The sequence below is a fragment of the Cohnella massiliensis genome, assembly GCF_900169535.1.
GTDB lineage: Bacteria > Bacillota > Bacilli > Paenibacillales > Paenibacillaceae > Cohnella > Cohnella algarum.
In genome coordinates this window covers 2,623,948-2,649,020 of sequence record NZ_LT821259.1, presented here as the reverse complement: position 1 = coordinate 2,649,020, position 25,073 = coordinate 2,623,948, and the positions used below count along the sequence as shown (strand labels likewise).

At 60.3% G+C, this 25,073-nt stretch carries 19 protein-coding genes; 13 read left to right on the top strand and 6 right to left on the bottom strand.

The features are described 5' to 3' along the window. The first annotated feature begins 61 nt into the window (after positions 1-61). From B7E11_RS26145 to B7E11_RS26125, 5 genes are all read left to right on the top strand, one after another. Positions 62-502 carry a CBS domain-containing protein gene (locus tag B7E11_RS26145; protein WP_080840298.1) on the top strand — a complete coding sequence of 147 codons (441 nt, stop codon included), beginning with the start codon at positions 62-64 and terminating at the stop codon, positions 500-502. Between the two features lie 184 nt (positions 503-686). Continuing rightward, on the top strand, positions 687-2,393 hold the full coding sequence (locus tag B7E11_RS26140) for a DNA repair helicase XPB (protein ID WP_080840296.1): 1,707 nt from the start codon (positions 687-689) through the stop codon (positions 2,391-2,393). Next, positions 2,390-4,411 (top strand): helicase-associated domain-containing protein, encoded by a 2,022-nt coding sequence (locus tag B7E11_RS26135; RefSeq protein WP_080840293.1) that lies wholly within the window; start codon positions 2,390-2,392, stop codon positions 4,409-4,411. Before B7E11_RS26140 ends, B7E11_RS26135 begins: the two co-directional genes overlap by 4 nt. A 150-nt stretch (positions 4,412-4,561) precedes the next feature. Then, positions 4,562-4,981, top strand: a complete 420-nt coding sequence (locus B7E11_RS26130) for a YlbF/YmcA family competence regulator (protein WP_240353352.1) — start codon at positions 4,562-4,564, stop codon at positions 4,979-4,981. 52 nt (positions 4,982-5,033) lie between these two features. Then, complete coding sequence (locus B7E11_RS26125; RefSeq protein WP_080840289.1) at positions 5,034-5,297, top strand: YlbG family protein; 264 nt, start codon at positions 5,034-5,036, stop codon at positions 5,295-5,297. A gap of 102 nt (positions 5,298-5,399) precedes the next feature. On the opposite strand, the gene B7E11_RS31085 is transcribed toward B7E11_RS26125, so the two are convergent. Then, on the bottom strand, positions 5,400-7,472 hold the full coding sequence (locus tag B7E11_RS31085) for an Ig domain protein group 2 domain protein (protein WP_425430074.1): 2,073 nt from the start codon (positions 7,470-7,472) through the stop codon (positions 5,400-5,402). Between the two features lie 381 nt (positions 7,473-7,853). Here B7E11_RS31085 and B7E11_RS26115 point away from each other — a divergent pair, with 381 nt between their 5' ends. The 5 genes from B7E11_RS26115 to B7E11_RS26095 all read left to right on the top strand — a co-directional run bounded on the left by B7E11_RS26115 (position 7,854) and on the right by B7E11_RS26095 (position 14,455). Beyond that, complete coding sequence (locus B7E11_RS26115; protein WP_080840287.1) at positions 7,854-8,564, top strand: response regulator transcription factor; 711 nt, start codon at positions 7,854-7,856, stop codon at positions 8,562-8,564. A gap of 116 nt (positions 8,565-8,680) precedes the next feature. After that, the gene (locus B7E11_RS26110; protein WP_080840286.1) at positions 8,681-12,019 is read left to right on the top strand and encodes a response regulator; all 3,339 of its coding nucleotides are present in this window, start codon (positions 8,681-8,683) and stop codon (positions 12,017-12,019) included. Positions 12,020-12,145: 126 nt separating this feature from the next. Then, the gene (locus tag B7E11_RS26105; protein WP_080840284.1) at positions 12,146-12,583 is read left to right on the top strand and encodes a hypothetical protein; all 438 of its coding nucleotides are present in this window, start codon (positions 12,146-12,148) and stop codon (positions 12,581-12,583) included. A 134-nt stretch (positions 12,584-12,717) separates the two neighbouring features. Further along, positions 12,718-13,626: a selenium metabolism-associated LysR family transcriptional regulator gene (locus B7E11_RS26100; protein WP_080840282.1), complete on the top strand. Its 909-nt coding sequence runs from the start codon at positions 12,718-12,720 to the stop codon at positions 13,624-13,626. After that, the gene (locus B7E11_RS26095; RefSeq protein ID WP_080840280.1) at positions 13,613-14,455 is read left to right on the top strand and encodes a PHP domain-containing protein; all 843 of its coding nucleotides are present in this window, start codon (positions 13,613-13,615) and stop codon (positions 14,453-14,455) included. The genes B7E11_RS26100 and B7E11_RS26095 overlap by 14 nt, the downstream gene beginning before the upstream one ends. Positions 14,456-14,579: 124 nt before the next feature. On the opposite strand, the gene B7E11_RS26090 is transcribed toward B7E11_RS26095, so the two are convergent. Then, the gene (locus tag B7E11_RS26090; protein WP_080840279.1) at positions 14,580-16,331 is read right to left on the bottom strand and encodes an Rqc2 family fibronectin-binding protein; all 1,752 of its coding nucleotides are present in this window, start codon (positions 16,329-16,331) and stop codon (positions 14,580-14,582) included. 213 nt (positions 16,332-16,544) lie between these two features. Here B7E11_RS26090 and B7E11_RS26085 point away from each other — a divergent pair, with 213 nt between their 5' ends. Then, positions 16,545-19,367 carry a calcium-translocating P-type ATPase, SERCA-type gene (locus B7E11_RS26085; protein WP_420830642.1) on the top strand — a complete coding sequence of 941 codons (2,823 nt, stop codon included), beginning with the start codon at positions 16,545-16,547 and terminating at the stop codon, positions 19,365-19,367. A gap of 21 nt (positions 19,368-19,388) precedes the next feature. Here the strand turns inward: B7E11_RS26085 and B7E11_RS26080 are convergent, their stop codons facing one another. Genes B7E11_RS26080 through B7E11_RS26065 form a run of 4 tightly spaced genes read right to left on the bottom strand, consistent with a single transcriptional unit; the run spans position 19,389 to position 22,879 of the window. Then, entirely contained in the window at positions 19,389-19,568 is a 180-nt protein-coding gene (locus B7E11_RS26080) for a twin-arginine translocase TatA/TatE family subunit (protein ID WP_080840275.1), read from the bottom strand. Between the two features lie 44 nt (positions 19,569-19,612). After that, entirely contained in the window at positions 19,613-20,362 is a 750-nt protein-coding gene (gene tatC / locus B7E11_RS26075; protein WP_080840273.1) for a twin-arginine translocase subunit TatC, read from the bottom strand. Continuing rightward, positions 20,359-22,080 (bottom strand): GMC family oxidoreductase, encoded by a 1,722-nt coding sequence (locus B7E11_RS26070; RefSeq protein ID WP_080840271.1) that lies wholly within the window; start codon positions 22,078-22,080, stop codon positions 20,359-20,361. The genes tatC and B7E11_RS26070 overlap by 4 nt, the downstream gene beginning before the upstream one ends. Before the next feature lie 22 nt (positions 22,081-22,102). Continuing rightward, positions 22,103-22,879 (bottom strand): gluconate 2-dehydrogenase subunit 3 family protein, encoded by a 777-nt coding sequence (locus B7E11_RS26065; RefSeq protein ID WP_080840269.1) that lies wholly within the window; start codon positions 22,877-22,879, stop codon positions 22,103-22,105. Between the two features lie 230 nt (positions 22,880-23,109). On the opposite strand from B7E11_RS26065, the gene dapF reads away from it, so the two are divergent. After that, positions 23,110-23,940: a diaminopimelate epimerase gene (dapF, locus tag B7E11_RS26060; protein ID WP_080840267.1), complete on the top strand. Its 831-nt coding sequence runs from the start codon at positions 23,110-23,112 to the stop codon at positions 23,938-23,940. Positions 23,941-24,463: 523 nt separating this feature from the next. Continuing rightward, positions 24,464-25,073, top strand: a 610-nt coding sequence (locus B7E11_RS26055) for an IS110 family transposase (RefSeq protein ID WP_139787376.1), incomplete at its 3' end; no start/stop codon positions are given.

Below are 25,073 nucleotides of genomic sequence, written 5' to 3'. Positions count from 1 at the left end.
TGAGGATCGATCCCTTCGGTGATGCTAAGGCACGGAACCGAAAGGAGGAATCCGTTTTTTCATGAGAAAAGTATCCGATGTCATGTCGACCGATTGCGTGACCGTTGCTCCTCAAGACAACATTTACGAGTGCGCCGTCAAAATGAAGGACCACGATATCGGGTTTTTGCCGGTCGTCGAAGGCCGCAAGCTGATCGGCGTCATTACGGACCGGGACCTGGTCATTCGCGGGTATGCCGAGAAGCACCCCGGGTCCGAATCCGTCATGACGGTGCTGACCGAAGGCGTCGAAACGATCTCTCCCGACACGTCCGTGGACGAGGCGGTTTCGCTTATGTCTTCCCGGCAAATTCGCCGCCTGCCCGTCGTAAGCGGCGGAGAGCTGCAAGGCGTCGTTTCGATCGGGGACCTGGCCATTCGGGAAATTTTCGTTCAGGAAGCCGGGGAAGCGCTCAGCGGGATTTCCGAGCACGAGCACCGGGAATCTTCCTTTATGCATTAAGGAGTATGTTTCGCAGGCCGGCAAACGCCGTCTCTCAAGAGCCTTTGGCCTTGGGGGACGGCGTTTCCTTTTCGGCATTCCCGTCCCGGAAGACTTATTCGTCGCGGAAATGGACAAAATGCAAAATAAACGCTTTTCGACCTTCCGCGTTTCGCAGCGGGATTTCGCAAGGAGGATATGGAACATGCCGTTTGCCGATTCGAAGCCGCTGCTTATGCAATCGGACGGAACTGTGCTGCTGGACGAGCAGCATCCGAATTACGACGAAGCCGTCCGGTCGCTGAGCGAGTGGGCGGAGCTGATCAAACGTCCCGGGCGCTTCCATACGTACCGCATGACGCCGGTAACGCTTTGGAACGCGGCCGCGGCGGGCTGGACGGCCGCAACCGTACTCGCGCGGCTTGACGAATTGTGCCGGTACGGGGTGCCGGCCGTCTGGAAAGACAAGCTTCGCGCGATTATGCAATCGTATGGCAAACTTCGGCTCGTGCAGGATCGGGAAAAGCTCCTGCTGCGCGCCTCGGATGCGGAGCTGATGAAAGCCGTCAAAGCGCTAAAGGGACTGGAGACGGCCTGGCTCGGCGCGGATGGCGACGATGCCGTCCGCGTCAAGCCGGAAGCGAGAGGATGGCTGAAGCGGGAGCTTGCGGCCAAAGGCTATCCGGTCGTGGACGATGCCGGTTACCGCGCCGGCGAAACGCTTGCGGTCGCGTTCCGCGAAGCGGCGGACGACGGCCGCGCTATCCGGCTCCGCGATTATCAGCGGGAAGCGGCGGAGGCGTTCGCGGATGCCAGCATAGGCGCCGGCGGCAGCGGCGTCGTCGTTTTGCCGTGCGGCGCCGGCAAAACGTGGGTCGGCATGGCGGCGATGGCCCGGCTGCGCTGCGAGACGCTCATTTTGACGCCGAATGCCGTTTCCGTTTCGCAATGGGTGCGGGAGCTGCTGCAACATACGACGCTGACGGAATCCGATATCGGCGCGTATACGGGCGAGACGAAAAACGTCCGTCCGGTCACGGTCGCCACCTATCAGGTGCTGACGTACCGCAAGCGGAAGGAAGGGGATTATCCGCACTGGAAGCTGTTCGGGGAGCGAAATTGGGGGCTCATCATCTACGACGAGGTTCATCTGCTCCCCGCTCCCGTGTTCCGGTTGACGGCCGAGCTGCAGGCGACCCGGAGGCTCGGACTGACCGCCACGCTCGTTCGGGAAGACGGCAGAGCCGGCGACGTGTTCGCCCTGATCGGCCCGAAAAAGTACGAACTTCCGTGGTTTCGCACCGCATCGGAAGGCTGGATCGCGAAAGCTTCGTGCCGGGAAGTGAGAGTGCCGCTGAACGGGAGCGCGGCTTTGATGTACGCGTCGGCCGCAAGGCGCGAGCGCTTCCGGATCGCTTCGGAAAACCCGGCGAAAGCCGAATTCGTGCGGCGCCTGCTCAGCCGCCATCCCGACGAGCCTACGCTCATCATCGGCCAGTACTTGAATCAGCTTCGCGATATCGCCGAATCTTTGTCGCTGCCGGTCATCACGGGAAGCACTCCGCAAAAGGAGCGGCGAGAGCTGTTCGACCGCTTTAACGCCGGCGGGCTCAGGGCGCTCGTCGTATCCAAAGTCGCCAACTTCGCCATCGATTTGCCGGACGCTGCCGTCGCGATCCAGCTGTCCGGCAGCTACGGCTCCAGGCAGGAGGAGGCGCAGCGGCTGGGCCGGATTTTGCGGCCGAAAAGTTCCAAAAGGGAAGCGCTGTTTTATACGCTTGTCAGCGAAGGGACGGAGGAAGTGGAATACGCGCGCAAGCGGCAACGGTTTTTGCTCGAGCAGGGCTACCGGTACGAAATCGAGTTTTGCGGCGATCGCTCGGAAACACCGATGGAAGGAGCGGGAACATGAATTTGGCGGAGACGCTGTCCAGACTGCCGGACGAGGCGCTCTTTTCGCTTCGGTCCGAGCCGCTGCTGGCGTCGAGGCTGGCATCCGGCGGCACTCTGGAGCGGACGCTCGCGGATCGGAGCTGGGCGAAGGAGTGGCTTGATGCCGCGGGCTCATCCGTCAGGGAGACGCTCGAGTGGATTGTCGGGCGATACGAGGCGATGCCTTTCGAGGCGGAAAAGCTGGAGCGGGAGATGCGGCACGCCACCCGCTGGACCGGAGCGGAAATCCGGGTAGCGCTCATTCGCCTGCGAAAATCGGGGATCGTGTTTGCGGTACGCAAGCTGTGGGGGGAAACGCTTATGTACGTTCCGACGGATACGGCCGCCATGTGGAGGCGTCTGCTGCTGCCGGTCCGAAGCGCGCCGCTGGAAACGGGCGAGGAGCGAAACGTCCGGAAGCCGGAGGCCGATTACCGGCCGCCGCTGTCGATTCAACTGCTCGCCGTTTGGTCCGACATCCGGAAAACCGGACTGCCTCTTACCTCGAAAGGACTTCCCCACAAAACGGCCGCCGCGCGAATTGCCGGAAGTTTGCGCTTTGCCGCTTCCGAGCTCGGCGCCATCGCGTTCGCGCTGCCGAATGCGGAGGGCTGCCCCCCGCCTCTGTCGCTGGCTCTCGACCTGGGCCTGCTGACGGGCGTCCTCGTCAGGGAGCCGTCCGCGATCGCGGCCGCTCCGGATCCTCAGTGCCCGAGCGAGTGGGCCGACCTGCTCCCGGAGCAATTCGACCGGCTGCTGCTGGGGCAAATCATCGACCGGTTCGCTTCGCAGCAGCCGCTTCTGTTCGGCGCGGCCGTCGCGATTTCGCAGCTTGTCCCGTTTCGGTGGCATGTCGAACGGGAGGCGCGCGCCGGACTTCCCGAAGAAGCGTCGGCCGATTTCGCGGCGTGGATCCGACTGCTCGAAGCGTTCGGCTGGATCGAGAGGGGCGAGTGGAGATCCGAAAGCGTTTTGCGCTGGAAGATCGACCCCGGATTCGCCGAGGAAGACGGGGAACCGATAAAGCGAGCTTCGGCGGAAAAAGCTTTCGTGCTGCCGGACTTGGAAATTATGGTGCCGCCCGGGGTGCCCGTCGGCCCAAGATGGCTCCTGGAGGAAATCGCCGACCGAAAGGCTGTCGATGTCGTGTCGACGTATGCGTTGACGAAAGAAGCCTGCGTAGCGGCCGGCAGGCGAGGCTACGATCCGGAGTCGCTGCTCGCGGCGCTTGAGCGGATTTGCGAAGGCGAACTGCCGGGCAACGTGCGTCTCGGCGTCCGGGACTGGTTTCGGACGATCGGCAAAGCTTCGGTCGAAAGCGCCGTTTTGCTTCGCATCGGCGACGAGAAGCTGACGTCGCTGATCGAACGGGATCCCCGGGCGCAGTCGATGCTGGCGGAAAAAATCGGACCCCGAGTTTACCGGATTCTGCCCGAGCGCGCAGACGATGTCGGCCGATGGATTGCTGAATTCGGATACTCGACCGACAGGGCTGCCGATTCTCCGGCGCTGCCGGCGGGGAAGAAAGAGACGGCGGGAGACTTGCGCGCGAAAGCCCCGGCAGCGGGGACGGCCGCCAAACCGGCCGAAGCGGCGATCGGCGGAGGAAGCGGCGGCGGATGGGCGCTGCGCCGCCATGAGTTGGGCTATTACGAGCAGGATCCGCTGCTTCCGGACGAAACGGAACTGTTTCCCGGGGTGGACGGGATTCCCGCTTCGTGGTTGAGCAAGCCCGCCGCCTACCATCCCTCGACTCGCCGGAAGCTGATCGAGCGGGCGATCGCCTGGCGAACGGCGCTGCGCATCGGCAGCGGGCAGGCGGGGCGGATTTTCGTGCCGGAAACGCTCGACGGAGACGAGGGAGGCTGGCGCGTGTCGGGAACGGTTCGGCCGGACGGCCCGTTCGGGGCAAGCGATTCGCCGGGAACCGAAGGGAAATTGACGCTGACGGCGGACGAATTCGGGGAGATGATGATCGTCCTGCCCGGAAAGCCGTAACGGCATAAGGATTGACCAACTTCCCGGGCTTTGTGGTATGATAGGATAGATCGCAAGCCCAAAGGTGAGGTGGACCCTATGGTTAACGGAGCGGAGACCCTCCCGGCGGCGAGGCCTGCGGGAAGATCGGCCCAAGGAGGCGTCGCCGATATGACATTGCTGATGACCCGCGCTTTCGAGCTGGGGGATATGATTAAACAATCCGCTCTCGCGGCGGAATACGTTTATTGCAAGGAATGGGTGCGGCGCGACGAGAGAGCGAACGAGCTCTCCCGCGAATTCGTCAAGGCGAAGGAGAAATTCGCCGACTGCGAGCGTTTCGGACGCTTTCACCCCGATTACAACGAGGCGCTGGACCGGGTGAAAGGGCTCGAAAAGACGCTGGCCGACCATGAACCGGTACGCCGGTTCAAAGCGGCGGAGGAAGCGGTCGATCTGCTGCTTCACGAAGTTTCGCTCGCGATCGCCCGCGCCGTGTCCGAAACGATCAAGGTGCCGGACAACAATCCGAACCCGAAAGGGTGCGGGGGCGGGGGCAGCTGCTCGTGCGGCAGCGGCGGGTGCGGTTGACGGCGCCGCAAAAACGCCCGAAACGGTCATTAACTTTGCGGGAGGCTCGCGCATGATTGCGGAACGAACCGGATACATCGTTTGGTTCAGCGATTGGAAGGCGGCGCGCGGACTGGACAAATACGGAACGCTGCACTATTTGTCCCGCAGGATGCATTACGCCGTGCTTTACGTCAATGCGGAAGCGGCGGAAGAAACGATGCGAAACATTCAGCGGCTGCCCTACGTTCGAAAGGTCGAACGTTCCTATCGCGGCGAAATCAAGACGGAATACGAGCGCAACGTCCCCGACAAAACCCGGTTTTACGGGCTTTGAACGGAATGTTGCCGAAAAGAAGGAGCGCGCCCGGATCGTGGGCGCGCTCTTTTTTTTTGCCTTTAAGCGGCACGGCGCATAGAACGGGAATGCTGCAACTTCTTAATGAATTTCGAAATCGTCGATGTTGATCCGCTGGCCGCTCGTTCCGCCGACGACGATCTTGAAGCGGACGTTGCCGGTTTCGCCGACGGCGATCGTTTGCGAAGCGAGCGCGCTGCCGCTTGTATGGGAGCCGCCGACGGCCGTCCAGGTGGAGCCGCCGTCGAGCGATTTCTGAAGCGTCCAGCTTGCGCCCGAATCGGAGCCGAAGTTCGCGTGCCAGACGGTGACCGAATTCGCTCCCGCAACGTCGAAGTTCATCGCGATCGAGCCGGCGGATCGAATCCGGGCGGCTTTGGTTCCGTTCTTCTTGTCGGTCGCCAGGTCCCCGAGCAGCGCGTTGTCGAAATGCCAGGAGCCCGAGGCGAGCGTCACGTTCGCGGCGGCATAAGCCGTCTTGACGCCGGATTCGTAAGACTCGCCGACGCTTGCCGCCGGAGTGACGGTGAAATCGTCGATGTTGATCCGCTGGCCGCTCGTTCCGCCGACGACGATCCTGAAACGGATGTCGCCGGTTTCGCCGACGGCGATCGTCTGCGAAGCGAGCGCGCTGCCGCTAGTAAAGGGTCCGCCGACAGTCGTCCAGGTGGAGCCGTCGTCGAGCGATTTTTGAAGGGTCCAGCTTCCGCCCGAATCGGAGCCGAAGTTCGCATGGCTTACGGTGACCGATGCCGCGCCCGGTGCGTCGAAGCTCATCGCGATCGAGCCGGCGGAGCGGATCCGGGCCGCCTTGGTTCCGTTCTTCTTGTCGGTTGCCAGGTCCCCGAGCAGCGCGTTGTCGAAATGCCAAACGCCGGTGTCCAACGTAACGCTCCCGGCCGTATAGGCGGTTTTGACCCCGTCTTCGAAATCTTCGCCGTCGCCGATCGTTCCGCCGCCTCCCGGACCCGGGTCCTCATAACCGTAAGAGCCGGGTTTGAACGTCGAACGGTCCCACCATTTGTAGCCGGCGGCCGGAGCAGTCCAAGGTTCGGGAGCCGGTTCCGTCGACACGGACGGCGTTTCCATCGCAAGCAGCGGGGTCGGCGAATCGAGCGTCAGGCCGGGCACTTGATCGAGAGACGTGTAGCTCTCCGGGGTCGCGAGCCAGTTGACCAGGTTGACCAGCAGTTCGCCGTTATCCAGCTCGGTAAACCCGTCGTACGTCGTTTTCGCGCCGCCCGTTTCTTCGCGCAAATATTTGGGCGTGCTGTCCTCGACGGGGGAAGAGTCGCCGATGGCCGCGACTTTTCCGAGCTCCGCTTTCGCGACGGCGACGAACGGACCTTCGTCGATGCCGCCGCCGTTGTATACCCCTTGATCGACGGCATTGCCCCACGCCTCGGTCGTCTCTTCCATGTAGACGATGCCTTTCGCTTTCGTCGGATCGGTAATCGCGATCGTCGAGCCGGCATGCATCGTGACCGTTTCAATGCCGGCCGTAATGCCGAACGCTTGCGAAGGAGCAACGATATAGCCGGAGTCGACGTTGCCGAGAGCGTTGTAACGAATCCGCATTCCGAAGTTGTCCGAAAGCCAATCCGAGCTGCTGACTCCGTCCATGGCGTCCGATGCCGTCTCTTCCGCGCTCATGCCGGCCGCGGGATTGCTCCATCCGCCGCGTCGGTAGCCGTTAAACGCTTCGGAGGAATCCCAGCGGTTTTTATTGCGGTCGGCATTGTAATGGTCCGCGATAAAGAAAATGCTGCCGCCGTTCTCGACGTAATCCAGCATCGCCTGCTGTTCGGTCGTTTTATAGGGAATATTGGCTTCGGGCACGATGAAAACGTCGAAATCCTCCAGATCGGAAAGAGCGATGGGGTTACTCTTGCGCAGTTCTTTGACGTAATAGCCTTCGTCCGCCAGCGCTTCCGCAAAGTCGGAAAAGCCGCCGTCGATCACCCAGTCGGCCGCCCCGGCGGTTTGGGCGTGCGTGTTGTCGAACAGAACGGATTTGCCGTTGGCGGTGCCGGAAGGGAAGATTTCGGGAGCCGGATCGGAAGGGCCTTCGGCGAGCGCAAGGGGGACGGGGATCAACGAAAGGGCGAGCAGGAGGGCAAGGGCGACGGAGAGAAAGCTTTTTCGCGAGAACATCATGAATTACCACCTTCCATTAAATTGGATTTGGCGTAGTCAGTCTCGGATGTGTTCGAACCGAAAAACGACGGCGCGTTTCGTCTCGGAATCTCTCAGCTCCTTTATTTTCGTCATGTAGAAAGTGAATCCAGTATAGCATAAATAATAGGTTAAAAATGTAATAAAAGTTTAAGTCTGAGTAAAAAGTGGGAATGCGGAAACCGGCGCCGCCCCGTTCATTCACATAAATTTAATAGTTTCTTTACAAATGGAAGGAGGTTGTCCCGCCTTATCGGCCGGAATTGTAAGGTGGACAACAATTTTTCTAATCGATATAATATAAATATTAAAGAAATATTAGGAATCAAAACATTTGACGACGACAAGAGGTGCCCCACATTGACCAAAATTCTCGTCATCGAGGATGAGAAGATTGTCGGAGAAATGATATCCATGTATCTGACGGATGAAGAATTCTCCGTATGTAGGGTCGAAAGCGGCGAAGAAGGCTTCGAGTCGCTTCGCACGTTCAGGCCGGACGTCGTGCTGTTGGACCTTATGCTTCCGGATATCGACGGAACGCAGTGGTGCGAACAAGTCCGGCGCTATTCCGATACCCCCATCATCGTCATTTCCATGAAGGCGAAGGTTAACGAGCGCATTCAGGCGTTGAACGCCGGCGCCGACGATTATTTGGTCAAGCCGTTCAGCATGCAGGAGTTGAAGGCGCGCATCGGAGTGGCGCTCCGCCGGGCGCGGCCCGGCCATGCCGCCGAATCCGACATCGCCGCCGCGTCGGAGACGGCGTATGCCGAACTTCACCTTGATTTGCAGAAGCGGCTCGTATTCGTGCGGGACGCCTCCATCGAGCTGACGTTTTCCGAATTCGAGCTGATGAAGCTGTTGTTCGAGTACCCGGGACGCGTCTTTACGCGGGACGAGCTGATCAACGCCCTCCGCGGCATCGACTCGTACGTCAACGATCGGGCGATAGACGTTCACATTACCAATCTTCGCAAGAAGCTGGAATCCAATCCCAAAGAGCCGCAATATATTAAGACGGTTTGGGGAGTCGGCTATAAATTGCAACTCGATAAAGCCGGCGCCTGAGGGGATGGTCCGCAGGCGCGGACAAATCGCAACCTTCTTCTTTCAAGCCCGCTTGAACGTTCATGCTAAGAAGAAGGTTTTTTGTATGACCGCTTTCGGCCAAGGGGGCGCTTGACGTGTTACGATCGCTGCGATTTCGCACCTGGTTTTTGCTGCTGCTGACGACCGTCTGCGCGATCGCCGCATTCGGGACGATCTATTATTCGGCGGCCGAGAAGACCGCAAGGGCATCGCTCTTCGACAAGGCGGAGTCCGACGTCCGCGAGCGCGCGGAGGAGCTGTCCGCGTGGCTGGCTTCCCGGTTGGAAACGGCCGGGGGCATCAGCGTTTCCGAATCGCTTAGGACCGGCACCGCCGACTCCCGGAACGCTTATTTGGAAAGCGAACGAAAGAAGCGGAACGGGGAATTTTCGAACCTGGCCTATATTGACGGCGACGGGTCGCTTCGCATGCCCGGCGGCCGAACGGAAAGCTATGCGAACAGTCCGTATTTTCTCCGCGCAATGAACGGCGGACAAGCGATTCAGCCTCCCTTCTTCGAACCGGAAGACGGGCGGAATGCCGAGATCGCCCTTTACTTGCCCGTCTACGATCTCTCTTACCGGATCGAAGGCGTGTTGAGGGCAACCTTGCCATGGGACTCGATCTTCGGCCGGCTTGCCGAGCGAAACGGCATGGCGGTCGCGGGCTATCTCGCCGACGAGTCGGGCACCGCCGTCTATCACACCCGCAATGCTTCCGCGCTCGACGCGCAAACGCGCTCCGCCGTTTTCCGCCTCCTGTCCGAACGGCTTCGATCGGTCGATAACGGTCGCGGCGAGCTTTTGATCGCCTATCCCGTCGAAGGCAGCGAGTGGCATTACGTAGCGGGTTTCTCCGCGGAGCGGCTTTACCGGCCGCTTGACGCTTTGCTGGGGCGGACCGTTACGGCCTGCCTTGCGGCGACGCTGCTGATCGCCGGATTGCTGCATCTTTCGATCGAGCCTCCATTTCGCAGAATCAAGGCGATGCTTCAGGCTACCGAAGCGGTCACGGACGGCCGGTTTGGCGTGAAGCCGCTGGAAGAGCAGCCGCGCGACGAGATCGGGACGCTCGCCGCTTCGATCAATGCGATGGCGGAAAAGCTGCGGAAACGGTACAATCCGTTCGATGCCGTGCGCAGCCAAAGCGAGTACGGCATTATCGTCACCGATCCGGATTACGTTATCGTCAGCTTCAACGAGGGAGCGTCGCGCATACTCGGTTACCGCGAGGAAGAGGTTACGGGCGTTACGCCGGCCTCTTTTTCCGATCCGTCCGACCTCGAAGAGAAAGCGGAGCGCCTCTCCGCGAAATTGGGGAGGACGATCGCTCCCGGGGTTTCGTACTTTACGGCCCGCCTGGAAAATCGGCTGTCCTACTCGGAAGAAAGAATATACGTGCATAAGAACGGCACGGGGGTTCCGGTCTTTTTAAGCGTCAGCAAAATGGTGAGCGACGACGGGCAGACGCTCGGCTACATCGGGCTGTTCCACGACATCGTCAGGCAGAGATCGATTCAGGCGGAGCTTTCGCAGGCCAAGCAAGCGGCGGAGGAGGCAAGCCGCGCGAAAAGCATGTTCCTGGCGCGCATGAGCCACGAAATCCGCACGCCGCTCAACGGCATCGTCGGATTGTCCAAGCTGTTGCAGCGGACGAAAATGACCGACATTCAGCAGGATTACGCGCTGAAAATCGTCTCCTCCTCCGAAGTGCTGCTGGGCATCGTCAACGACATTCTCGATTTTTCCAAAATCGAGGCCGGCAAAGTGGAACTCGAAACCGTCTCGTTCGAGCCGGACGAGCTGTTTCGGAAGCTGGCGGACACCATCGGCATTTTTATCGGCAAAAAGCAGATCGAAGTCGTCTTCGACATCCCCCGGCCGATGCCGGGCCGTTTGATCGGCGACCCGCTCCGGCTGGAGCAGGTGCTGCTTAATTTGCTTAATAACGCTATCAAATTTACGGACGAAGGCCATGTTCATTTCCAGGTGCAGACGTTCGGCGTCCGCAATGGCGAGGCGATGCTGGAATTCGCCGTGGAGGATACGGGCATCGGCATCGCGGAAAATCAGCTGGCGCATCTGTTCACGCCGTTCACCCAGGCGGACGGATCGACGAGCCGCAAGTACGGCGGGACGGGGCTCGGGCTCGTCATCTCGGAGGAATTGGTCAAGCTGATGGGCGGACGCCTTGAGGTGGAAAGCAGAAAAGGCGTCGGCAGCCGCTTTTCGTTCGCGCTGCTGTTTCCGGTCGTTCCCGCAACATGGACCGAGCCGGAAATTTCGGTTTCCCGCCCGACCGTTCTCTGCATCGAACGTCCGGGCTTGATGCAGCGCGCTCTCACGGACATGCTCGGTTCCATCGGCATGGAGGCGACGTGTTCGGGCAGCTGGAAGGAGGCCATCGCGCTCCTTTCCGGGCTGCCCGAAGGCGAGTCGTTCGATTACGTTTTTTTTAATATGGAAATGGCCGACATGTACGGGGAAGAGACGTGGTTCGCCCTTCGCAAGGCGGTCCGTTCGGCCAAAACCGTCGCCATGACGACGGCGTTCGGCCAAAACGAGTGGCTGCGCATGCCGCCGGAGGAAAGGCCGGACCGGACGCTGATCAAGCCGGTAAACCGGAGGGCGGTGCAGCATATGCTGGCTCACCTGGCGGAAGAAACGAGGCACCTCGAAAGCTCGGGCATCCGGCGAAAAAAAGGACCTCTTTTCGCCCCCCGCATTTTGCTGGTCGAGGACCATGCGATCAATCAACAGGTGGCGAAAGAACTGCTCGCGGGAAAAGGGTACGAAATCGGGATCGCCTGCGACGGTTACGAAGCGCTCGACATGCTGGAGCGGGAAGATTGGGATCTCGTCCTGATGGATCTGCATATGCCCGGACTGGATGGAGTCGAAGCGACCCGCGCGATTCGGCGCGCTCGGACCGGCTGGGAGCTTCCCGTGATCGCGATGACCGCGAACGTGGTGCAGGAAGACCTGCAAAAATGTTTCCAGGCCGGAATGAACGACGTCGTGACGAAGCCGATCGAGCCGGAGGAACTGTTCGCCGCCGTCGAACGGGGGCTTCGTGCCGCCGGCCGGCTGAAATGGGAAGAGGCGAGCCGAAGGGTAGGCGGCAAACAAGCGATTTTATGGCATATGCTTCACACCTTTCGCCTGGAAAATCGTTCGTTCGGGGCGCAACTGGAGCGGAGCCTTGCCTCCGGAGAAGTCGAAGGAAGCCTGAAAATGCTGCACGGGCTCAAAGGGGTGGCCGGCAATCTCTCGGCCGTCTACTTGTTCGATGAGGCGGCTGCATTGGAAACGCTGCTGCGTCGGCAAGGGCTTGCCGGAGACGAGTGGCGCCAGCCGCTCAAGCGCCTGCAAGATGAGATTCGCGAGCTTTGCGACGCCATCGAATTCGAAGAAAACGCAAAGAGGGTATCCTGAATATGGAAAATATGGGCCCGGTTTATTTTTTTGTTGAATCTTCTCGAATCCGTGAGTTAAAATAATCTTGACTTCCTGTTTCTCTGCCATGAACGTAGTCCTATAGGCCCGGAAGGGGAGAGCCCGGTGAGAGACAAACAAAACGAGCGATGGAGTACATACGAACCTTTTCATGTTGTTTTAGGAGACAAAAAGGTTGTAGACATTATCATCACCAACCATGCGCGCGCTCGTTGGGCCGACCGGGTACAAGCCGAGAAGGCGGATTATGCCGACATCGCCGAATTTTTGTGGCAATGTCTGAAGGAAGGCAGAATCGCTTCTTATTATCGCAACGAGCAGGACGTTTATATGGTTGACGAAGATTTGATTTTCGTTGCCGAATTTGCCGTGTCGGACAAGGAAGTCGATTTGCTGGGCAACCCTCTTCACAAGATGATCGTCGTCACGTTTCTCGGACGGATGTCGGAAACGATGGAACTGCGAGATTTGAAAACGTATTACTCCTGGCTGAGACATTCCCGAAGAATGACCTTGATCAAAAACAACCGCAAACGCCGCTGACCGCAGTCGGAGGGAGCCGCGAGGACTCGCTTCGGCTCTTTTTTTTGCGCCCGGCGCCGGCCTGCGGGTCGGGAGGCGGCTTTTTCTATGGTATAATGGAACGAACAACCACGAACGGAGGGCGGAATGGGCCGATGTCGCTGAACGTGCATCAACTTCATATCTTTTACATGGTGGCGGAACGGGGAAGCTTCTCCGCGGCCGCGCAAGCCCTGCACATGACCCAGCCTGCCGTTACGATGCAGATCCAGGCTCTCGAGGAAAGGTTCGGCGTCAAGCTGCTGCACCGGTCGACCAAAAAATTGGAGCTGTCGGAAGCCGGCCATTGCCTGCTCCCGCAGGCTCGCAAGGCGGTCGAGCTCATGCGGGAAACCGACATGAAAATGGCCAAATATACGGAAGAGCTGAAGGGACAACTGCAATTCGCCGCGAGCTTGACGATCGGCGAATACGTGCTTCCGAGACTGCTGGGGCCTTTTCTGCTTCGGTTTCCCAATTTGTCGGTCAGCATGCGGGTGATGAACACGACCGAAATCGTCGAGGAAATCGCGCGCCATGCGCTCGACTTCGGCCTTGTCGAAGCGCCGACCGACGACCCGAACGTCATATCCGAGCCGGTCATGGACGACGAGCTGCTGCTCGTCGCGCCGCCGGGCCATCCGTTTGCCTCAAGGGACGAGGTGGAGCTGAAGGAAGTGCTGGCCGAACCGCTTGTCCTGCGGGAGCGAGGCTCGGGCACGAGACAGGTAATGGTGGAGGAATTGGAGCGGCAGGGCATAGAGGAAGGAGACTTGCGGATCGTCAGCAATTTCGGGAGCAACGGAGCGGTCAAATCCGCCGTCGAGGCCGGGCTCGGCTTGTCGGTGCTGTCCAAATGGACGATCAAAAACGAGGTCGCCCTCGGATTGATGAAACCGGTGAAAATCAAGGATGTCTCGTTCCGGCGGAAATTTTTCGCCGTGCGGTCGAAATCCTCCGAGCTGCCGCTGCACGCGGTTACGCTGCTCGATTACGTCAGGGGGCTTGCCCATGAGCAAAGTTGATTTGCATACGCATACGACGGCATCGGACGGATTGCACCGTCCGAAAGAGAACGTCCGGATGGCGGCGGAAGCGGGACTTTCGGCCGTCGCCATCACCGATCACGACACGGTGGCCGGCATTGCGGAAGCGGCGGCGGCAGCCCCGATTTACGGCATCGAGGTCGTTCCCGGCGTGGAAATCAGCACGTCGCTCGCCGGAAAAGAGATTCACGTTTTAGGTTATTACATCGACATTCGGGACGGGCTGCTGCTTGAAAGGCTGATTTCCCAGCGGAAAGTGCGGGATAGCCGGAACGAAGGCATCGTCGCGAGGCTGAACGAGCTCGGCATTCCGTTGACGACGGAGCAAGTGGCGGAAGCGGCCGGCCGCAAGCCGGGCGCCATCGAAACGATCGGCAGGCCCCACATCGCCGAAGCGCTCGTGCGAATCGGCGCGGTCGACAGCGTGCAGGAGGCGTTCGACCGGTATTTGGCCAAAGGCCGGGCCGCCTACGTCGATCCGCCGCCGCGAATTACGCCGTTCGAGGCGTTTGCGTGGATTCGCGAAGCGGGAGGCGCCGCGATCGTCGCTCATCCGGGCTTGTACGGAAACGACGAGCTGGCCGCGGAACTGCTCGACGGCGGAGCGGACGGCCTGGAGGCGTACCATTCCGACCACACGGCCGAACAGGAGGAGCGGTATCGCGGCCTTGCCGAAAACCGCGGGAAAATCGTCACCGGCGGATCGGACTTTCACGGGGCGCGCAAAGGCAAGCTGTACCACGGCGCCATCGGCAGCCGGTCGGTCGACGAGAGCGTGCTTGAGCGGCTGCGCGGCGCGCGGGGGTGAAGCGGGATAGGCGAATCCGCCTGGAACGCTTGTTCTTTTCGCTGCGCCAAGCCCGCAACCCGTCGAGCGGCACCGGATCGCACACCGGGAGCCGGGCAAGGGGAGATTGCCGTCAAGCCCTTTCCTACATCTGCTTTATCGTGCTTGGCAGCTCCTTGACCGTCGCTTCGTCCGGCGTAACGAACAGCGTCCGCTGGCCTTCGTAGATGACGAAGCCGGGCTTCGCCCCGTTCGGCTTGCGAACCTGGCGGATGCGCGTGTAGTCGACGGGCACGCCGCTCGACTCGCGCGCCTTGCTGTAATAGGCGGCCAGCATCGCCGCTTCGCGCAGCGTCCGCTCCCCGTATTCCGAGGCGCAGATGAGCACGTGCGAACCCGGAATATCCTTCGTATGAAGCCACGTATCGTTCGGCTGCCCGAGCCGGTTCGTGACGTAATCGTTTTGCGTATTGTTTTTGCCCACGAAAATCGAAATTCCCTCGCTGGACTCGTAGCAGAGCAAAGCCGGGCGGTCCTGCTTTTTTTTGCGCGCGGATTTGCCCGCTCCCCGCTGCCGAATGTAGCCCTGCTCTTTAAGCTCCTCCCGGATCTCCTCGATATCGCCCGGCGTCGCGGTTTCGAGTCCCTGCAGCACCGAGGCCAGGTACCGGATTTCCGCTTCGGCCGCCTCGATCTGCTCGGCGACGACCGCGCGGCTGTTTTTGAGCTTGTTGTATTTGCGGAAGTAGCGCTGGGCGTTCTCGCTCGGCGTCAGCTGCGGATCGAGGGCGATCGAAACGAGCGGCTGGTTCTCGTCGTAGTAGTCGACCACCTCGGCGGCGGCATCCCCTTTGGCGATCGCATGCAAATGCGCGGTCAGCAGTTCCCCGTACTTGCGGAAGCGGTCGGCTTCCTCCGCGTCCTTCAGCGTTTCCTTCAGCTTGTCGATTTTTTTCTCGTTTTTGGCCGTTTCGTTGAGGAGCAGCCGGGCCAAATCGGTCGTCCGCTGGCGGACGAGATCGCGCTCGGCTTTGTCCTTGTAATATTCGTCGAGACATTCGCTCGCCGAATCGAATTCGCGAACCTCTCCGCTCAGGTGCGAGAGCTCGAACACCGAAAAAAACGTCTTGCCGCCGTCCGTCTCGACGCTGGCCGGGCGGTACCGATGAAGCTTCGCCCGATCGACGATCGCGGCGAATTCGCCCCATAGCCGCGTGCGGTTCCCCTCCGCCCGGTGAACGATTTCCTTGGAAAGCAGCGGACTCAAACCGGTAAAAGCGTTCAGCAAAAACGAAGACAGCTCCTTGGACGACGGCTCCGAATCGGGCGCCAAATCGGCCGAAGCCAAAAGGCTTGCGAACTCGGCTTCCGTCGTCTCGAGCGGATTTTGCTTGTTTTGCTCGGGCGGTGCGACGTAAGCGGAGCCCGGCAGCACCGTCCGGTAGCTGCTGATCGCCGGCGTCACGTGGTGGATGCTGTCGTGAATCGTTCCGCTCTGCGGATCGAGCAGCATCAAATTGCTGTGGCGGCCCATCAGCTCGAGCGTAAGCCGTTTGAGCGACAAGTCGCCGAGCTCGTCCCGGTGGCGGACGTCGATTTCGACGATGCGCTCCATTCCGATTTGCCGGACGGTTTCGACGATCCCGCCTTCGCAATGCTTGCGCAGCAGCATGCAGAACATCGGCGGCTCCTGCGGGTTCGTCCAGGTTTGCTCGGTAAAATGCAGGCGCGGCATCGAAGGGTGGGCGGAGAGCAGCAGCTTGCGGCTGGCTCCCTGGCCTCTTAAATGAAGGACGATTTCATGTTCCGTCGGTTGATAAATTTTATGAATACGCGCGCCGGCGAGCGTTTGCAGCTCGCGCACGATCGCGCGGACGACGAATCCGTCGAGTGACATGGTCGTTGCTCCCGTGTGCAATGAATTCGGAGATTTCCCGTCCTCCTATGATGCCACAGTTGGCGGGAAAGGGAAAGTGGCCCGGCCGCCCTTCCGTTCAAGCTTCCTTTGAGGGAGGCGGGATATTTCGCGGCTTGTCTGAATACATATAGGGCAGAACGGCTGTCCCACTTCGGCATCGGGACGGCGAACTCGCGGGAGGGGATGACCGTCGTGGAAGGTAAGGCTTGGCATCAGATGAACGAAACGGAGTTGGCCTTGGCGCTGGGCACCGATTTAAAAGGGGGCCTAAGCCCTGACGAAGCGGCATCGCGGCTGAAAAGCCAAGGGCTGAACGAGCTGGAGGAGCGGAAAGGCGAATCGCCGATCAAGCTTTTTCTCAACCAGTTCAAGGATTTCATGGTGCTCGTGCTGGCCGGAGCCACGATCGTCTCGGGGCTGCTCGGTGAAATGCTGGATGCGCTGACGATCATTGCGATCATTATTTTGAACGGCGTGCTCGGCTTCTTTCAGGAATTCCGGGCGGAGCGCTCGCTGCGCGCGCTCAAGGAGCTGGCGGCGCCGAACGCGAAGGTCATTCGCGGCGGCTCGCTGCACGTCGTGCCCGCGCGGGAGCTCGTTCCCGGCGACCTGGTGCTGCTGGAAGGCGGAGACCGGGTTCCGGCGGACATCCGGCTTATCGAAAGCAATCAATGCGCGATCGAAGAAGCGGCGCTTACGGGGGAATCCGTCCCGGTGGCGAAGGAAGCGGCCGCGATCGCGGCCGCCGAGCTTCCGCTGGGCGACCGCAAAAACTGCGGCTTTCTCGGCACGATGGTGACGAAAGGAACGGCGAAAGGCATCGTCACGCTTACCGGCATGGATACGGAAATGGGCAAAATCGCCGGCCTCATCCAGCAGACGGAGGAGGCGGAAACGCCGCTGCAGCACCGGCTTGAGCAGCTCGGCAAAATTTTGATCGTCGTGGCGCTGGCGCTCACCGTCGTCGTCGTCGTCGCGGGCGTGCTTCACGGACAGCCGCTGTACGGCATGTTTCTCGCGGGCGTCAGCCTGGCGGTCGCCGCGATTCCCGAAGGCCTTCCGGCCATCGTGACGATCGCCCTGGCGCTGGGCGTGCAGCGCATGATCAAGCGGCGGGCGATCGTCCGCAAGCTGCCGTCGGTCGAAACGCTCGGCTGCGCGTCCGTCATCTGCTCGGACAAGACGGGGACGCTGACGCAAAATAAAATGACGGTCACCCGGCTCTGGCTCGGCGGGCGCCATCTCGACGTTTCCGGAGAAGGGTACGAGCCGGCGGGCCAATTTTTCGAAAACGGCAAGCCCGTCGAACTGAAAGGGGACGTCGAGCTTCGCCGCCTGGCGCAAGTGGCGGCCCTGTGCAACAACGCCGAGCTGACGATGGAGGAGCGAAGCGAAGACGCCAAACGGAAAAAACCGGCGAAGGAGACGAATGCCGCCGCGGCCGGGTCCGGCGAATGGACCGTCAAAGGCGATCCGACCGAAGGCGCATTGCTCGTCCTGGCGGCCAAATCGGGAAATTCCCGCTCCTCCCTCGAAGCGCTGTACCCGAGGGTCAAGGAATTTCCGTTCGACGCCGACCGCAAGCGGATGTCGGTTCTCGTCTCCCACCAGGGCGGCCAGCTGCTTTGCACGAAAGGGGCGCCGGACCTGCTGATCGAGCGGTGCGCTTACGTGCTCTGGAACGGCAACGTCGTGCCGTTCACGGGAACGCTTCGGCAGAAGGTGCTGCAGGCCAACGAAGCGATGGCGCAGGATGCGCTTCGCGTCCTCGGCTTCGCCTTTCGCGAGGTTCGGCCGAACGATCCGTGCGAGGGCGAGGACCAGGCGGAACGCGGCCTCGTGTTCATCGGCCTCGCCGGGATGATCGACCCGCCGCGCCGCGAAGTTCCCGAGGCGATACTCAAATGCCGCCAAGCCGGCATTCGCACGGTCATGATTACCGGCGACCACCGGACGACGGCCGAAGCGATCGCGCGGGAGATCGGGATTTTGCCCCGCGACGGCCGGACGATGAGCGGGGCCGAGCTCGCCGGCTTAAGCGACGAAGAGCTGGAAAAGCAGGTGGACAACGTCTACGTGTTCGCCCGCGTTTCGCCCGAGCATAAGCTGCGCATCGTGCAGGCGCTGCAGCGGCGCGGACACGTCGTCGCGATGACCGGAGACGGCGTCAACGACGCCCCTGCCGTCAAAGCGGCCGATATCGGCATTGCGATGGGGATCGCCGGCACCGACGTGACGAAAGAAGCGTCCGCGCTCGTGCTCGCGGACGACAACTTCGCCTCTATCGTGTCCGCCGTCGAGGAAGGCAGGGGCATTTACGAAAATATCCGCAAATTCATCCGCTATTTGCTCGCTTCGAACGTGGGGGAAATTTTGACGATGTTCCTGGCGATGATGGCGGGCTTGCCGCTGCCGCTCGTGCCGATTCAAATTTTGTGGGTCAATCTCGTGACCGACGGATTGCCGGCCATGGCGCTCGGCGTCGACCAGGCGGAAGGCGATTTGATGCGGCAAAAACCGAGAGCCGCCAAGGAAAATATTTTCGCCCGGCGGCTCGGCTGGAAAATTATCAGCCGCGGCGTGCTGATCGGCGTCTGCACGCTCGGCGCGTTCGTGCTTGCGCTCGGAGACGGGGCGGGAGACCCCGAGAAGCTGACGCATGCGCAAACGGTGGCGTTCGCGACCCTCGTCATGGCGCAGCTCATCCACGTTTTCGACTGCCGGAGCTCGCGCTCGATTTTTCACCGCCGCCTGTTCGAGAACAAGTTTCTCGTGCTTGCGGTCGTATCGTCGCTGGCTCTGATGTTCCCCGTCCTGTACGTGGAGCAGCTGCAGCCGATTTTCAAAACGGTTCCGCTGTCGCTTCGGGATTGGGCGCTCGTCTTCGTCGCCGCCGGCATTCCGACGTTCGCGATGGGAATCGGCAGCGTCTGGGGATCGTCCCGCCGCCGCCGCAAAGGCAATCGCATCACGTACGGAGCGGCGGGCGGCAACCCGCGCGCCATCGCGAGATAAACGGCGAAGCGGAGAAACGCTTTACACGATGCCCGTTTCGTCGTCGTTCCGATCGTCCGCGATGCCTTTGGTCGAATTGCGAAATTCGCGAAGCGTATCGCCGAAAGCTCGGCCGAGCTGGGGAAGCTTGGCCGGGCCGAAGACGATCAGCGCGATCGCCAGGATGATGATGAGCCCCGATACGCCGATATTGTTGAACATGCCGCCACCTCCTTTTCGTTTCGATTGACTCCGTGCCGGGAACGTCAGGCCGGTCGCGCCGCAAGCGCGGCTTTTCGCCGGTAGTAGCGGCCCGACACGAACGCGCTGATTTCGAACAGCAAAATAAGAGGGACCGTCACCGACAAATGCGAGACGAAGTCCGGCGGCGAGATGCACGAGCCTACGACGGCCAGTCCGACGTAGGCGTATTTGCGCACCTGCTTCATCATGCCGGGCTCGAGCAGCCCGATCCGGGTCAAAAACAGCATGACGAGCGGCATTTCGAAGGCCAGTCCCATCGGCAGCAGAAATCCGGTCAGAAACGACACGTAATGCTGGATGCCGTACACTTCCTCGGCGCCGATGCTTTGATTCAGACGGACCATGAACCGGATCATCATCGGCAGGGCGACGGCGTAGCCGAAGCCGACTCCGAGCGCGAACTGAAACAGGGAAAGCGGCACGTACAGCAGCGCCGATTTCGCTTCCGCGGCCGTGAGCCCGGGTTTCGCGAACAGCCACAGCTGAAGCAGCAAAAACGGCAGCGTCAGCGCCATGCCGATCGCAAACGCGCACTTCATGTAGACCATCAAGCCGTCGGAGAGCGAGAAGACGCTCCACTGTACGCGCAACCCTCCGAGATGATCGCGGACGTAAGCCAGCAATCGGGGGGCTCCGCCGAAGCCGGCGCCAAGCGCGGCGACGAACCAGACGGAAACGTACAACAGCCGTTTGCGAAGCTCGCTCAGATGGGCGATAAGTTCCCGGTCCGCCGCCGAATCCGCGCGGCTCACACGAGCATGCCGCCTTTTTGCAAATATTTCTCGATCCCTTCGGCCGTCCGGTAAGCGAGCGCGCCGACGGTCGCGGTCGGATTGTACCCGCTGTTATGCGCGAACGCCGTAGCCCCGCAAACGAACACGTTTTCCGCATCCCACATCTGCAAATAGCTGTTGACCGCGGACGTATCCGGGTCGCTGCCCATAATGGCTCCGCCCGTGTTGTGCGTCGACTGGTAAGGCACGATGTTGTAGGTCGACAGCGTGTCCTTGACGACGACGTTCGAGGCGCCCATTTCGTCGGCGATCCCCTTCACTTTCCCCGCGATGAATTTCACCAGCTCTTTGTCCTGGTCCAGAAAATCGAACGTCATCCGCATAAGCGGCAGCCCGTAAGCGTCCTTGTAGGTCGGGTCCAGGTCCAAGTAGTGGTAGCGGTACGGCAGCGAGCAGCCTTGCGCCCCGATGTTGAGCACCCGGTTCGCGTATTTGAGCGTCGCCTGCTTGTAGGCGAGGCCCCAGGACGGCGTGTCCGGCGGCGTCGGATTGTTCGCGATCGGCCGCAGGCCGGCTTGCGTGAACCGGATGTTGGCGCCGTGAAGGAAATTGAGATCGCTGTGATCGAAATTGTCGCCGTTGAAATCGTCGAGGCTGCTGCCGAGCGCGCCGGCTCCCATGAAGATGTTGAACTCCCGGTCGTCGTAGAAGGCGGTTCCCGACGCTCCGTTGTTCTGGTAGCAGTAGTTTTTGCCGATGACCCCGGTTTGCGTTTTCGGATCGTAGGGCTTGCCCAGCTTGGAAAGCAGCAGCAGCTTGACGTTGGTGAATACGTAGCCCGCAAGCACGACGACGTCGGCAGGCTGCGTGAACTCTTCGCCGGTCGTCGTTTGCACGTACGTGACGCCGGTCGCTTTTTTGCCGTCGTTTTCGACCCGGATGACGTTGCAGAACGTGCGCAGCTCCATTTTGCCGGTTTGCTGGGCGACGGGGAGAACCGTGACGACCGGGTCGGCCTTGGCGCCGTACTCGCAGCCGAACCGCTCGCAAAATCCGCAGTATTGGCAGGCCGCGCGCGCGATGCCGTCGGGGTTCGTGTAGTTTTCCGACAGGTTGGCCGACGGAATGATGTACGGGTGGTAGCCGAGCTTTGACGCGGCTTCCTCAAACAGCTTCATGCCGGGCGTTTTTTTCATCGGCGCCGTCGGGTAGGGCTTCGACAGCTTGCCGACGTTTTCCGGCGTCGTCGGTTCCCCGGAAATTCCCGCCATCTGCTCGTATTTCACGAAATAGGGATCGAGCTCGTCATACGTGATGCCCCAATCCTGCAGCGTCATTCCCTCCGGAATTTTCGCCTTTCCGTATCTTTCGACCGTTTTCGAATAGATTTCGAAATCGTACGGCAAAAAACGGTAATACTGCCCGTTCCAGTGAACGCCGGCTCCGCCGACGCCGTCCCCGAGCAGAAACGACCCGTACGATCGCATCGGCAGCGCGCGCACCTTTTCGTTGTTGCGGTAAGTCACCGTTTCCTTGGACAAATCCTGCATCAATTCGTAGCGGCTCGCGTAACGCAGCTCGTCGTGGACGTGGTAGTAATCGGACGTTCCCCGGTTTTTCCCCCGTTCGAGAACGACGACCTGGTGGCCGGCCTTCGTCAGCTCGGCCGCGATGATGCCGCCTACCCAGCCCATCCCGACGATGACGACGGACGCTTTAGGCAGTGTGGTTGCCACTTTCGCAGTTCCTCCTTTTCGGTCAGGTCGACAGATGATCGCTCAGGCTGAGAGGCTCGTACTTGACGAACTCCTCCTTGTCGATCACGTCGAAATAGCTCATCTGGTTGCCGGGAAAGTTGCGCATTCTCCAGCCGTTCATGTTTTTGTTGCCTCCGTACAGCGGGTCGGAGTAAACGCCCTCGATCGTAAGGGTTCGAAACATATTGAAAAACGTGGCGGCCGGAACGCCCTTCAGTTCGACTTCGTTCGCTTCGAAAGCGGCCAGCACCGCATCCTGCTCCTCCGGCGCGAGCTTCGTGAACGTTTTTTGATACTTGTCGCTGCTGTAATCGTTAAGCGCGGCAAGACCGAGCGAGATGAGCTCCCGGCGCTTGAACGCAAGCTGATAGCCTTGGTACGCCTCGGCTTTGTAAAACGGAGGCAGCATATAGTCGCGCGAGTTCATGCCGTAGCCGCCGGCCAGCTGATGGTCGATAAAAAACGCGACGCCCAGCTCCTTCGCACCGGCCCCGGCGTCGTCGGCGGGAAAAATCCGCTCGGCCGCGGCCTCGGCGATTTGGAACTCGTCCTGCGTGAAATACATGAGCGCCTGGTTGTAATCTTTGCCGTTCTGCGCGGCCGGGGATTGGGTTTCGGCCGGCTGCTGCTGCGGCTGGCCGCCGTTGCCGTCAAGCTGCGAGCCGACGATGCCGCCGACGACGCCGCCGACGACAAGTCCGCCGACCGCCGCGCCGGTGTACTTCAGAAACCTTCGTCTCGATTCGTCCTGGGGCTGGTTCGGTTTGTCGTTTGCCATGAGATCGCCAAGCCTTTCATTTATTTGTAAGAGGGTCGCTTGGCGGTATTATTTCCTCGATTGCAAAAGCTATCCATTGAGGACGGAAGCCGGGCTCGCCGATTGCGGCGAAAGCGAAAAAGTGCAAACAAAACCGAAAATCCTGCATCCGCAAAAAGAACGGAATTCGGTATGATAAAAACAAACGAAGGACAACCGCGGATCAAAGCGGCTGCAGGAGGGAATGCCCGATGAACTTTACGAAAATGCATGGCCTCGGCAACGACTTTATCGTCGTTTACGGAGAACGGGAACTTCCGGCCGGCGCGCCCGAGCTGGCTCAGCGCCTGTGCAACCGGTATTTCGGCATCGGCGCCGACGGACTGGTCTACATTCTGCCTTCCGAGAAGGCCGATTTCAAAATGCGCATCATCAATTCCGACGGTTCCGAAGCGGAGCAATGCGGCAACGCGATCCGCTGCGTGGCCAAATACGTGTACGACAACAAGCTGATCGACCGGACGGACATTACGATTGAAACGATCGGCGCCGGCGTGCAGCCGCTGCAGCTGGAAGTCGAAAACGGCGCGGCCAAGCTCGTCCGGGTCGATATGGGCGCACCCGTCCTGAACGGGCTGGACGTTCCGACGACGATCGACGCGAATCCCGTGCTCGGCCACAAGGTAACGGTGGACGGGCGCGAATTTGCCTTTACCGCCGTTTCGATGGGCAATCCTCACTGCGTCATTTACGTCGACGACGCGGTGAATTTCGATTTGGCGGCGTGGGGACCGAAGCTGGAGACGCATCCGCTGTTCCCGCGCAAAATCAATGTCGAGTTCGCGAAAGTCAACTCCCGCGACCAGGTGGACATGCGGGTATGGGAGCGCGGAGCGGGACCGACGCTCGCGTGCGGCACCGGCGCATGCGCGACGCTCGTTTCTTCGGTGCTGAACGGCCTGACCGACCGGAAAGCGACGATCTCGCTTGCAGGCGGAGACCTGTTCATCGAATGGAACGAAGACAACAATCGCGTTTACATGACGGGACCGGCCGAAGCCGTGTACACCGGAACCGTGTAAGCGGCGAATTTCAGCGTCTTTTCCGACCCGGCCGATGCCGGGTTTTTTATTGGTCTTATTTTGACATGGATGGGCATGGATGAGGGGTTAAGCCTTGGCCGTGCCAAAGCGCCCGTGAAGGCTTGCGGGCACCTGGCGGGCGCCGTTCGGACGGGGCGGAACATTTCTTAGGCGACATCTCCCGCATCCGCTGAGAAGTCGGCTCGGCCCGCGGGGGTCTGGTTGAGTATGGTAACTTCTCCCCACCCGCCGTGCCCATGAGGCCACACCTATTTGAGTAATCCCCTATGACGTTACCGTCACCGCCATAGATGAAAATGTGGTCGTACGCGTCCTTTTATCCTTCTTACATTCTGGACAAACAGATAATGAACAGATCAAAAGACGGAAATTTATTGGTCCCCCGTTGAGTAATCCGTCTTATTGCAGTTTGCGAGAGCCGCCCATTGTCCCTAAAGACGCGTATAAACTCTCTCCTTTAGGACTGCATGGTCTGTTTAATCTGAAACAAGAGGGTGTTGGTATGGATGCTGTACGTCAAATTTGTGCTGGTCTGGATGTCCATCAGGAAACCGTAGTTGCATGCGTCTTGTCGGGTTCGTTGGAACACAAACCCAAGTCCGAAATCCGCACGTTCGGTACCACTACCCGCGAATTGCTGGAGTTGCAGGATTGGCTCGAGGAGCGCGAGTGCCGAGAGGTAGCGATGGAGAGCACCGGTGTGCTGTGGAAGCCAATATGGAACGTCCTGGAGTCCACCTGTGAATTGACTCTCGCCAATGCACGGCAGATTCAAAAGATGCCGGGACGTAAAACCGACGTTCAAGACGCACAGTGGATCGCCCAGTTGCACCGCTGCGGGTTGGTACAACCCAGCATGGTCGCCCCACAAGAAATCCGTGAGCTTCGGGACTTGACGCGGTATCGTCGCAAACTGGTGCAGCAAACGACCTCCGAGAAGAACCGTGTTCACAAAATCTTGCAGGATGCCAACATCAAGCTCACCACCTTTATGTCCGATTTGTTTGGCGTCTCCGGCCGGGCTTTATTAGACCGACTTGTCGACGGCGAGGTATTGGAGGAGGCGGAAGTTCGCCAGCTCGTCAAATCCCAGTTGAAGAAGAAAGTCAAAC